This is a genomic window from Bacillus sp. JST-5, assembly GCF_057747715.1.
In genome coordinates this window covers 1-12,168 of the sequence record NZ_JBYLHW010000076.1, presented here as the reverse complement: position 1 = coordinate 12,168, position 12,168 = coordinate 1, and the positions used below count along the sequence as shown (strand labels likewise).

Annotated in this window: 12 protein-coding genes and 1 other annotated feature; of the genes, 4 read left to right on the top strand and 8 right to left on the bottom strand. The window is 33.9% G+C overall.

Annotated features, from left to right (window positions below; all coding sequences use genetic code 11):
• Positions 1 to 342: 342 nt before the first annotated feature.
• Positions 343 to 564, top strand: coding sequence for a DeoR family transcriptional regulator (locus AC3ASS_RS12325; RefSeq protein WP_488283826.1), 222 nt, complete (start codon positions 343 to 345; stop codon positions 562 to 564).
• A gap of 65 nt (positions 565 to 629) precedes the next feature.
• On the opposite strand, the gene AC3ASS_RS12320 is transcribed toward AC3ASS_RS12325, so the two are convergent.
• A complete protein-coding gene (locus tag AC3ASS_RS12320; RefSeq protein WP_488283825.1) occupies positions 630 to 1,334 on the bottom strand; it encodes a pseudouridine synthase in 705 nt (234 codons plus the stop codon).
• Positions 1,335 to 1,423: 89 nt separating this feature from the next.
• Here AC3ASS_RS12320 and AC3ASS_RS12315 point away from each other — a divergent pair, with 89 nt between their 5' ends.
• Positions 1,424 to 1,660, top strand: coding sequence for a hypothetical protein (locus tag AC3ASS_RS12315; RefSeq protein WP_488283824.1), 237 nt, complete (start codon positions 1,424 to 1,426; stop codon positions 1,658 to 1,660).
• 46 nt (positions 1,661 to 1,706) lie between these two features.
• Here the strand turns inward: AC3ASS_RS12315 and AC3ASS_RS12310 are convergent, their stop codons facing one another.
• A complete protein-coding gene (locus AC3ASS_RS12310) occupies positions 1,707 to 3,335 on the bottom strand; it encodes a putative polysaccharide biosynthesis protein (RefSeq protein ID WP_488283823.1) in 1,629 nt (542 codons plus the stop codon).
• A gap of 161 nt (positions 3,336 to 3,496) precedes the next feature.
• Here AC3ASS_RS12310 and AC3ASS_RS12305 point away from each other — a divergent pair, with 161 nt between their 5' ends.
• Entirely contained in the window at positions 3,497 to 4,768 is a 1,272-nt protein-coding gene (locus AC3ASS_RS12305) for a BaiN/RdsA family NAD(P)/FAD-dependent oxidoreductase (protein WP_488283822.1), read from the top strand.
• A gap of 195 nt (positions 4,769 to 4,963) precedes the next feature.
• Here the strand turns inward: AC3ASS_RS12305 and AC3ASS_RS12300 are convergent, their stop codons facing one another.
• From AC3ASS_RS12300 to leuS, 3 genes are all read right to left on the bottom strand, one after another.
• The gene (locus AC3ASS_RS12300; protein ID WP_488283821.1) at positions 4,964 to 5,146 is read right to left on the bottom strand and encodes a sporulation protein Cse60; all 183 of its coding nucleotides are present in this window, start codon (positions 5,144 to 5,146) and stop codon (positions 4,964 to 4,966) included.
• 315 nt (positions 5,147 to 5,461) lie between these two features.
• Complete coding sequence (locus AC3ASS_RS12295; RefSeq protein ID WP_488283820.1) at positions 5,462 to 5,767, bottom strand: rhodanese-like domain-containing protein; 306 nt, start codon at positions 5,765 to 5,767, stop codon at positions 5,462 to 5,464.
• A gap of 61 nt (positions 5,768 to 5,828) precedes the next feature.
• Positions 5,829 to 8,243, bottom strand: coding sequence for a leucine--tRNA ligase (leuS, locus tag AC3ASS_RS12290; RefSeq protein ID WP_488283819.1), 2,415 nt, complete (start codon positions 8,241 to 8,243; stop codon positions 5,829 to 5,831).
• Positions 8,244 to 8,290: 47 nt separating this feature from the next.
• Positions 8,291 to 8,504: a binding site (T-box leader), on the bottom strand.
• Positions 8,505 to 8,634: 130 nt separating this feature from the next.
• Between leuS and AC3ASS_RS12285 the strand changes: the two genes are divergently transcribed.
• Complete coding sequence (locus tag AC3ASS_RS12285) at positions 8,635 to 9,030, top strand: thiol-disulfide oxidoreductase DCC family protein (protein WP_488283818.1); 396 nt, start codon at positions 8,635 to 8,637, stop codon at positions 9,028 to 9,030.
• On the opposite strand, the gene AC3ASS_RS12280 is transcribed toward AC3ASS_RS12285, so the two are convergent.
• The 3 genes from AC3ASS_RS12280 to AC3ASS_RS12270 all read right to left on the bottom strand — a co-directional run bounded on the left by AC3ASS_RS12280 (position 9,017) and on the right by AC3ASS_RS12270 (position 12,084).
• A complete protein-coding gene (locus tag AC3ASS_RS12280) occupies positions 9,017 to 10,039 on the bottom strand; it encodes an asparaginase (protein ID WP_488283817.1) in 1,023 nt (340 codons plus the stop codon). The two genes, AC3ASS_RS12285 and AC3ASS_RS12280, sit on opposite strands and share 14 nt — an antisense overlap.
• 81 nt (positions 10,040 to 10,120) lie before the next feature.
• A complete protein-coding gene (locus AC3ASS_RS12275) occupies positions 10,121 to 11,287 on the bottom strand; it encodes a hypothetical protein (RefSeq protein WP_488283816.1) in 1,167 nt (388 codons plus the stop codon).
• A gap of 65 nt (positions 11,288 to 11,352) precedes the next feature.
• Entirely contained in the window at positions 11,353 to 12,084 is a 732-nt protein-coding gene (locus AC3ASS_RS12270) for a hypothetical protein (RefSeq protein ID WP_488283815.1), read from the bottom strand.
• Positions 12,085 to 12,168 lie beyond the last annotated feature (84 nt).

Genomic DNA, 12,168 nt, shown 5'->3' with positions numbered 1-12,168 from the left:
CGATGGCGGTCGTTTTTTGCCTATCTAAAGTTTAAAATTTTATTTTTTTGTTGTTTCATAGAACTTTTTACATTACCTTTTTTGAAATGGAAAACATATTGTATACACATAATTGAATGGCATTAACATATAAATGAATTAAAGAATCAGTCCTATTTTATAAACTTTTCTGCAATTTCCGACAATTAAAGTAGATAAAAATATACAGAAAGGTTATACTGTTAATAACCTATAATTTAATTCAATAAAAAAGGAGTGTCTACGATTAAAACATAACAAATTACATCTTCTTGTCGGTTGTCGGAGTTCGTCAGTGGGCAAAATATTCAAAGGAGTGGTTTTTTGAAACCTTCAACAGACCGGATGTTAAACCGTATAAAATCAGTCTACATGTATATTCAGGAACATGGAACGGTGTCTACCCAGGATCTTGTAGATGAGTTTGGCATCACTCCTAGAACTATTCAACGAGACTTAAATGTTTTAGTATATAATGACTTAGTAAAAAGCCCTAGCAGGGGCAGATGGACAACAACAGGAAAAAAAGTAAAAATTTCATCGTAGACCATAATCAATAACATATCTTTCGCCATTAGTGGCGTTTTTTTTTCGGTAAATAAAAAAATTTTTTATAAAATTAATTTAAGTTCATCATCTGTTAATTCACGGTACTCTCCTAATTTTAAATTTGGATCTAATTGTAATGGTCCCATAGAGATTCTTTTTAAATAAACTACCTTTTTTTGAACAGCACTAAACATTCTTTTCACTTGATGGAATTTCCCCTCTGTAATTGTTAATTCAATTTCTGAAATTTCTCCGCTCTTTAATATTTTTAACTCTCCTGGTTTCGTTTTATATCCGTCGTCAAGGATAATTCCTTCTTTAAATGCTTCGATATCTTCTTCGGTTACCTTCCCTTCTATTTTTGCATAATATGTTTTTGGGACATGTTTTTTTGGTGAAAGCAAACGATGTGCTAATTGCCCATCATTCGTTAATAGTAAAAGCCCTTCCGTATTTTTATCTAATCTTCCAACTGGAAATGGCTCAAATCGTTGATACTCTTCCGTTAATAAATCAACCACCGTTTTTTCTTTTACATCCTCTGTGGCAGAAATCACTCCTTGCGGTTTGTTCATCATTAAGTATATGTATTCTCGATAAATAATTTCTTCGCCATTAACAGAAATCTGATCTTTATATGGATCGACATGTGTTTTCGGGTCTTTAATGACTTCATTATTAATGAAAACAGCCCCTTCTTTTATAATTTTCTTCACATCTTTTCTACTACCATAATTTAAATTCGCTAATAATTTGTCAATTCTCAATCTATTCACTACTCCTTTAGGCTAATGTCTGTTTCCATTTTCAATATATAGACATAGACTAATACCGTACTTCATGAATATGAGGAGGTATGTATATGTATTATCGTCAAATGCAAGGTGGCCAAATCCCTGGGCAAACGTTTGGATTCCCTGGCGGTGGTTTTCCTGGCATTCCAGGTTTTCCAGGTACTGGTTCATTAGAACGTAGACTAGAACGACTAGAAAGACAAGTTGAAAGACTCGACCGAAGAGTTAACCAAATTGACAGACGTTTAGATCGCGTAGAACGTCGATTAGGATTAACAAGAGAAGACACTTATTATTAATGGTATGAAAAAGTTGCATCAACAAACGTTCGATGCAACTTTTCAATCATTTTAACCACCGTAACTTTTTGGCTATGGTCTCTACTTTCTTTCCTAATAAAAGGATAGCTAGTCGTGTTTTTACTCCTAAATAGAAATAAATGAGAACTCCAATCGCCCCTGATACAATAACAATCATAAATGAACCAATAAACGTTTTCGTTGAAAAGATAAGCGTTAACGCTTCATATGACAAATAAACAAAGACAAGCATAGCAATGTTTAAAATTAATATTAATAACGTTCTTCTGAAAATAAACCTGAATTGATAATTTAAATTTCTTTTTATTACGATAAAATTAATCAAGTTCGACACAAAATAACCGATCGCTGTTGAGTACACCGCCCCATTCGTTTCGAACATTTGAATAAATGGAACGTTTAATACTAGCTTAATTAATAAACCAATTAGTATACTCAAAACCATAACTTTTTGTTGATTAATTCCTTGTAATATGGCAGATGTTACACCAAATACGGCAAATAAAATCGTTACCGGAGCGTAAACCGTTAATACAATGGTTCCTAATTCATTTATTCCTTCTTCATAACCATAAAAGAGGGTATACAACGGTTCTGCTAACACCATCAGTCCAATCGTAGCCGGTATCGTTAAAAATAACAATACTTGCATGGCTTGGTTTAATTGGCGATGGAGTGACCGACCATCTTGTTCAAAAAATGCTTTTGTTATCGAAGGCACTAATGTTAATGTAAAGGCGTTCGATAACGCTAAAGGAATAACTATCAGTTTAAACGTTTGGAAAGATAATACCGAAAAGGCAATTTCAGCAATATCCGCTTTACCGATGGATGCCATCGCATTATTAAAAGTAAACTGATCGACCAATTGATGCAATGGGTTGGCAATCGCTAAAATGGTAAACGGAACCGCATAAGCTATAACCTCTTTATAAATCTCTTTATAACTGACTTGTACAGTACCGCGATCTCTTATAAGTTGCTCATCAAAAAAATGCTTCCTTTTTGTCCAATACCATCCTAGAACAAATATACTTCCTAATCCACCAATAAAAGCAGCAAATGTTGCTACATTGACTGCCGAAACGATAGTGCCATGAAAAATGTTAACTGCTGCAAATGCACCAGCTAATAAAAAACCAATTCGAACAATTTGTTCCACTACCATCGAAACAGCTGATGGTCCCATCGATTGGTTTCCTTGGAAAAAGCCTCGAATCAAGCTCATAAACGGAATGATAATTAATGCAAAGCTAACAGCTCGTATGACCGATGTTACGTCTTCCGGATTAGATTTTAGGTCATCATTTGGAATAACAATCTCAGCAATACTTGGAGCTGACAAATATAAAAACAGGAAAGAGAGAAATCCGGTAGCCAACATAACAAGTAATCCAGATTTAAACAATTTTCTACCTACAGCATATTCTTCAATAGCATTATATTTCGCGACAAATTTAGAAATAGCTAAAGGGAAACCAGCTGTTGCTACACTTAAAATGATTGTGTATGGTATGTATCCATAATTATATAGTGCTGTTCCGTATGTCCCTACAATCATAGTAAACGGAATGACATAAAAGAGCCCTAAAAATTTTGATATAAAAGTACCGAGTGTTAATATGAACGTCCCTCTTACTAAATTAGAAGACATAAAATCCCTTCCCGAATTAAATTCATGCTACTAATAAACACTATTAGTAGTTTACATGTTTTCCATACATTTTGACAATTTTCTACTTTCTATTATCGAATAATAATTTTATCATTATTTGTTATAATAGGGCTATTGAAAAATTGTTAAGGGTGACTGAAATGAAAGTTGATGTGTTAGTTATTGGGGGAGGACCAGCTGGATTAATGGCTGCCATTGCTGCCGGAGAACAAGGAGCAAAAGTAACTCTTGTTGATAAAGGAAATAAATTAGGTAGAAAACTTGCCATTTCTGGTGGTGGCAGGTGCAATGTAACAAACCGATTACCAGTAGATGAAATTATCAAACACATTCCTGGAAATGGACGTTTTTTATACAGTGCATTCTCCATTTTTAATAATGAAGATATTATTAAATTTTTTGAAAACCTTGGAATTCAATTAAAAGAAGAGGACCACGGACGTATGTTTCCAGTTACTGATAAAGCTCAATCGGTCGTCGATGCATTAATAAATCGATTACATGAGTTAAATGTCGAAATTCGTACCAACTCTCCTGTAATAGATATAGAATACGAGAATGGCCATGTAAAGGCTGCACTATTACATAACAAAGAAAAATTAGAAGCTTCAGCAATTGTTGTTGCCGTAGGGGGGAAAAGTGTCCCTCATACTGGTTCAACTGGCGATGGTTATCCGTGGGCAGAAAAAGCTGGCCACACCATAACAGAACTTTATCCAACAGAAGTTCCATTAACTTCTAAAGATCCATTTATTATAAATAAGACATTACAAGGACTGTCGTTGCGTTCCGTCTCATTATCTGTACTAAATCCTAAAGGAAAACCAATTATTACACACACTATGGATATGATTTTTACTCATTTTGGTATTTCAGGACCAGCCGTCCTCAGATGCAGTCAGTTTGTTGTTAAAGCAATGAAAAAATGGAATATGAAAGAAGTAGATATGAAAATTGATGCGCTTCCAAATCGAAATGAAGAAGATCTATTCCAAGAAATTGTAAAGAAAATGAAAGAAGAACCGAAAAAAGCTTTAAAAAATGTGTTAAAAGGAATTGTTCCAGAACGATATTTATTATTTTTAATTGAAAAAAGCTTATTAACAGGAAATGAAATATCTTCAAACGTTTCAAAAGAGAAATTAAGAAATTTAGTTAAATTTTTCAAAGGGTTTACGTTTAAAGTCAATGGGACACTTCCATTAGAAAAAGCATTTGTCACAGGTGGAGGTATTTCTATCAAAGAAGTGGAACCACAAACAATGGCATCGAAAAAGATGAACGGTCTATATTTCTGTGGAGAAATTTTAGATATTCACGGTTATACCGGTGGATATAATATTACATCTGCTTTAGTTACTGGTCGACTAGCCGGTGTAAATGCAGCAAAATATGCTCTAAATCAAAATTAGAGTAACGTTGTTAGCGACATTGATTTGTATAATACAGCTCCCCTTTTTATAGGTTCCTACTAGCTCTCGAGGAGGTTTTAGCCGAACCCCCGTTTAGACGGAGCGAAAAAACACCGTTACATAATAAATCGTCACTCATAAAAGAGATATGAGTGACGATTTTTCATGTTCAATATTTTAAGCAAAGAACTTTTTCTAAACACGATAAATCACCATAGCTGAGAAGCAGTAAATTTGTTCATCTTCTTCTTCATTTAATGCAGCTACATGATATTTAATATCTACAAGATTTCGATCATCAATTGTTTTTAAAAAGTGATTGATTTCTTCCTCTAAATCTTTTTCGTGCTCATAATCAAATACTTTTACACGAATCATTCCATTTCCCCTCAGCTTTTTTGTACTATTATTGTCAAGATTCGGAAAATTTATACTTAATTTTATTACCGTTTTTTAATCTTTAAAATGTTTATTAAATGGTTTGACTTCATTGGTTAAATAACACTATATTTTCACAATGAGAGAATTTTAAAAATTATATTTGATTATTTATTGAAAATGAACTAATCCATATCTTCTAATTACTTGAGGTAAATTTCAATACAAAAACGACCGCACATTTTTCTATGTGTGGTCGTTTCATATCAGCTAATTAACAAAGTATTTTTATTCTTTTCTATTGATAATCAAAATTTATTTAACTTCGCCTTTCCATTCTAGCATTCCACCAACTAAATTGACCGTTTTATAGCCTTGTTCATTTAAATATTTGCAGACATTTTCGCTTCTTCTTCCAGAGCGGCAAATGAAAATATATTCTTTTTCTTTATCAAACTCATCTAATCGATATGGAATATCTCCCATTTTTATATGTTTAGCCCCAGGAATCATACCTTCACTAACTTCATCATCCTCGCGAACGTCAACTAATTCTACCGGCTCACCGCTTTCTATTTTTTTCTGTAACTCTTCAGGTGTAATCGTTTTAATCTCTTCCACTTGTTAGTCATCCTTTCCTTAACCATTATGTATAAAGGAAGGTAAAAACCTTCCTTCATCATTAATTTGCAACAATATTCACTAATTTACCAGGAACTGCTATGATTTTTCGAATCGTTTTATTTTCTAATTGTTCTTTTACTTTTTCATCATTCAATGCCAATTGTTCCATTTCTTCTTTCGATGCTTTAGCTGGGACCATTAATTTTGCTTTTACTTTTCCATTTATTTGAACTACTATTTCTACTTCTTCACTGACTAGCTTGCTCTCATCATATGTTGGCCATGTTTCATACGCGATAGAAGTATCATGCCCTAAAATTCTCCAAAGTTCTTCAGCAATATGAGGACATACTGGTGAGAGCATTTTCACGAAACCTTCAATGTATGGCTTTGGTAACTGCTCTGCTTTATAAGCTTCATTTATAAATACCATCATTTGTGAGATGGCTGTATTAAAATGCAAGTTCTCAAAATCTTCCGTTACCTTTTTCACAGTTTGGTGATACACTTTTTCTAATGTTCCACCTTCACTATTCACCACTTTAGAAGTTAGACTTCCATCCTCTTCAACAAGGAGACGCCATATACGATCTAGGAATCGTCTAGCTCCGTCTAAACCATTCGTAGACCAAGCAATAGATGCATCTAATGGACCCATGAACATAACATATAGACGGAGAGTATCTGCCCCATGACTCGAAACAATTTCATCAGGGTTGACAACATTGCCTTTTGATTTACTCATTTTTTCGTTATTTTCTCCAAGTATCATTCCTTGGTTGAATAGCTTTTGGAACGGTTCTTTCGTAGGAACAACTCCTAGATCATAAAGGACTTTATGCCAAAATCTTGCATATAGCAAATGAAGAACTGCATGCTCAGCACCGCCAATATAAATATCAACTGGAAGCCATTGTTTTAATTTCTCAGGATCCGCTATGAATTGATCATTATTTGGATCAATGTATCTTAAATAGTACCAACAACTTCCTGCCCATTGCGGCATCGTATTGGTTTCACGACGTCCTTTTTTACCTGTAACAGGGTCAATGACTTCCAACCAATCCGTTGCATTTGCTAATGGAGATTCACCTGTCCCTGAAGGTTTAATTTCTTTCATCTCTGGTAGAAGAACCGGAAGCTCTTCTTCTGGAACTGTAGTCATTGTTCCATCTTCCCAATGGATAATTGGAATTGGTTCTCCCCAATAACGTTGTCTGCTAAATAACCAATCTCTAAGTTTATAAGAAACTTTTTTCTTTCCAATTCCTTTTTCTTCAAGCCAAGCAATCATTTTTTGAATCGCATCTTCTTTATTAAGTCCATTGAGGAAACCAGAATTTACATGTTCTCCATCTCCTGTATATGCTTCTTCCTCAATATTCCCACCAGCAACTACTTCGCGTATAGGAAGATTAAATTTTTTTGCAAACTCGTAGTCTCTTTCATCATGAGCTGGAACGGCCATAATAGCTCCTGTTCCGTAACTCATCAATACATAATCTGCTACCCAAATTGGCATTTTCTCATTATTTACCGGATTAATAGCATAAGCCCCTGTGAAAACTCCTGTTTTATCTTTTGCTAAATCGGTACGTTCAAGATCGGATTTCTTTTGAACTTCCTCTAAATAAGCTTCTACCGCAAGTTTTTGTTCGCTCGTTGTAATTTTCTTTACAAGTGGATGTTCTGGAGCAATCACGGCGTATGTAGCGCCGAATAATGTATCCGGTCTTGTTGTGAAAACAGTAAACTGCTCATTGTGTCCATCAATTTGGAAAGTTATTTCTGCTCCTTCAGAGCGCCCGATCCAATTTCGCTGCATTTCTTTTAAGCTTTCTGGCCAATCTAATTCTTCAAGATCTTCCAATAGACGATCTGCATATTCAGTTATTTTTAGCACCCATTGCTTCATTGGTTTGCGAATAACCGGATGTCCACCGCGTTCACTTTTTCCATCAATCACTTCCTCATTAGCTAAAACCGTTCCAAGCGCAGGACACCAGTTAACAGGCACTTCATCAATGTAAGCTAATCCTTTTTTATAAAGTTGAATAAAAATCCACTGTGTCCATTTGTAATAATTTGGATCAGTAGTATTGACTTCACGATCCCAGTCATAAGAAAAACCAAGAGATTTTAATTGCTTCTTAAAAGTTTGAATATTTTTCTGTGTGAATTCAGCTGGTGGGTTTCCTGTATCAATAGCATATTGTTCCGCAGGTAGTCCGAATGCATCCCAACCCATTGGATGTAAAACATTATATCCTTGCATTCTTTTCATACGCGCCTGAATATCAACGGCTGTATAGCTTTTTGGATGTCCAACATGCAAACCAGCGCCAGAAGGATAAGGGAACATCCCCATCGCAAAAAATTTTGGTTTATCCTTATCCTCTGTAGTTTTATACGTTTTATTTTCTTCCCAATATTGTTGCCATTTTTTTTCGATTTCCTGATGATTAAAGCTCATATTACCTTCCTCCTTCTTATTACAAAATAAAAACCTCTCATCCCAAAATCAGGGACGAGAGGATAATCTCCCGCGGTACCACCCACAATTAGTGTTTTCACACTCACTTCATTCATCCTTAACGCGGAAAACGGCAAGTATTACTATTACTTCACACTTGCGACTCAAAGGCGAGTTCAAGATGTTCCTGACTGACTTGCACCGACCGTCAGCTCTCTATAACAGGATTGCACCTCTACTACTCCTTTTCAACGTCTTTAACATACATCATAAACATAATTATATAAGTTATTCCATATTTTAATGAAAAAATTAACATAATGCAATAGGCAGCCAGCCAATCAATAAAAAATGATATAATTAAATAAAGATGCTTAAGCAGGTGTTTGATATGAATAAGATCATTTTGTTTGATGGAGTGTGCAATGTTTGTAATAAAAGCGTCCAATTCGTCATAAAACGAGACAATAAAAATATTTTTAAATTTGCCTCGTTACAAAGTAATTTTGGACAAAAAATGATAAAAAAATATCGCATTCATCCTAATATGAATAGTCTTGTACTTATAGACGAGGACACATGTTATTTTGAATCAACCGCAGCATTAAAAATTTGTAAACAGTTAAATGGTTTTTGGAAATTTATGTATATATTTATTATTGTTCCAGCACCGATTCGAAATTTTGTGTACCGAATCATTGCTAAAAACAGGTATAAATGGTTTGGCCACACCCAATCTTGTCCCGTATATCCACCTGATGTAAGAAAAAAGTTTATTCATGAATAGTTGAATGTACTTTTAATTCGAAATTCGCTTTTATGATTCCGATTTTTTCTTTTCTTGCATTTAATACCGGTGCATGAACATATTTCTCCAATTGATGATAGATTTCTTCATTTCCAATTTGTAATTGTCTTAATACTTCCATAGCTGTAACATATGTACCTCTTTCATTTCCATCTTCAACTTTTATCGCTATACCGATTCCGGTTTCTCTGTCTGCAATACATTGAACACCTTCCGCTCCTGCTTTTGCGAGAATTCTTCCATTAAATGCTCGCATAAGATCAGTGTCAAAACGGTTTGTCCCTCCAACCATTTCTGGTGCTGTTGTCATCGCACGCCAAATTCTTTGAATTGCTTCTTTTTTCTTCAGAGTGGATAAAATTTCAGGATTAGCTAAAGTTGCATATCCATAGGCTGTATGGAATAAAGGTAATCGATGCACCGGTACTCCACAACCATCAACACTTATTTCAATTTTTTCTTTTGGAAAATGACATACTTCTTCAATCGATTCTAAAATTCTTTGTTGATGAGGATGATTTATATCTCTATACGTATGTACATTCTCTCCCAAATGAACGACCGTTGTTAACATTCCCGAATGTTTTCCTGAACAATTACTGAAAACTGGAGTTAATTCCCCACCGTTACGAATCATTTCATTATAACCTTCAATATCTCTTGGGATATGTGTCCCACATTGTAAGTAACTTTCATCTAAATGTAACCTTGATAATATATTTAAAACTCGTTCTCTATGAATCTTCTCACCACTATGGGATGCACAAATTAAAGATAAATCTTTATCATCATAGCCTAATGCATCAGCTGCTCCTGTCTCAACAACCGGGATCGCTTGAAACGGTTTCATTGATGATCTCGGAAACGTGAAACGATACGGATCACCATAAAAATATAAAAGTTTTCCTTCAGAGTTAACCACTGCTACATGGATATCATGAGTACTTTCTAAATAATCTCCCCTATATACGAATAACGCTTTTCCCACTAGACATCCTTCTTTCCTCTTATTCAAAATATCTTTTCTATATTTATTATATATACAGGAGAGATATTTTTTAAGAAAACTTCAATAATTTAAAAAATTATCTTCCTTCTCATTAAAAATGATAAAATCGTATTCATATACTCTTTTTTTCTGAAGTTTCTCGTTTAATCCTTTGATTTCTATTTTACTTATGACTCGACCATCTTCGTAAGAGTATGCAACTATTTGATATTCGTTCGTATCTGCCTGTCTTTCTAACGTATAAATGGCATGATTAGAAAGATAAATCATTTTAGGTTTAATATTTGTTTGTAAAGGAAATGTTTTTAATCTCTCAGTCTTTATATCAAATTTATATATCAAAGACTGTGCTGAAATATGATAAATATTTTGATCTTTTAATATTAAATTATTAAAACTGATTGGTACAGCATTTTCAAAGTCATTCATTTGAATTTGAAAAGAGCGAAATGGTATGATTTTATCTATTTCTTTATTTTTGATATCAAATATTACTAAAGCTAATTCTACATTTGAACTGTTCTCTTTAATTTTGTAAATCATAAAATAAGCAAATAGGTTATCAATGAGTATGTTTGATAAGATGGAAAAATTTTTTGGAATTGGAATTAAACAATCTTTCGTTAACGGACCAAAATTTTTAAAATCAACTTTATGAAAATAATAGTTGTGATTCTCGCCTAATTCTTCTTCGATGAAAAAAACGTTCCTTCCATCGTGGCCAACACTGGTATAATATCCAGGAATTATTTTTTCATAAAAACCATCTTCGTTTCCCCATCTGACTAAGCTTGCATATTTTCCATTCGATGAAAATCCTTGATTATATATAGAAAAATATAAATTCAATTCTTGTAAATAACCGGAACTTTGAAAATATCCAGTATGTACCTTCTCTTTAAGTGAAAATTCCTTATAAGGATTACCGATCAATTCAACCCCTTGTTGATTGGTTTTAAACACATGTTTACCTTTAGCTAACGAACCTAATTCAACAGTGTCTCCTTTTAGGGCTGACGTTTCCCCTTTTTCATCAATAAAGACTGTAAAACTCCCGTCGTAAAAATGGTCTATCGTTGCTGAATAATAGATTGCTCCAATTTTATCGTCTAAATAATTTGGATCTTGATAATGAGCTACTTCTTCGATCTGATTTAAATAATAATATACGGTAACAATGAGACAAACAAATATTATCAAACAACAAACGAGCCATTTCTTTCTCAAAGCCCCAACTCCTAATGTCGTTTTTCAAACTGCTCAGAACTTTCCATTCTGAGCAGCTTATCATTTTATAGGTTTCTAACATGTATCATATACCCTGAGTCTCTTATATCTCGTGGATAAACACCTAATCCTTTATTCGCATCAATATCTATTCCAGCCGTTACCATAAATGCAGACCAAATTAGCTTCGAACAATTTTTATTACCATAGTGACTTGTCGTGCGGTTTGTAGCAAAGTTATAGCTATATCCATCCACACCAATACGACTCACAGCCCAATCTACAGCTGCATTAATATTGGAACTTGAAGTATTCACTCTTTTTAATACTGCACCTGTATTTTCTACCCTCCTAGTGTATGCACTAATATGACGGACACCATCACCAGGAACGGATTCAACTATGCTCGTTGAGCTATAATACATCCCTACATGCCCATGATCAAGTCCCCATGTTGAGGCAGGAGTATAGAAAATATATCCTCTAGTAGCTGGACCAATAACTTTTGTACCAGAATCTGCTCCCATCAATCGGTACAAATTTTCCTGTTTCGCTAATTGCTCATCCTCTTTCAATTCTTGTTCTATAGCTTTAATAATTTCCTGAGTGGACTTATTTTCTTTATTAGCAGCCTCTTCAATACTTTTCATTAATTCATTTTTACTTAAACCGGGATTTTGTGAAAGGATGTATTGAATGGATGTGTCAGTGGAATAATCGATAGCATAGGCATAAGTGGAAAACCCGCCAAGAAATAAAATGAAAGAAAAAATAACAGAAATCACCCATTTTTTCATACACTCACCTCCTCGTATAGTATTTTTAGAATCCTCTTTTGAGGTATTTTCCAGTTAGAATTTTGTTCTTTGATAACTTCATAG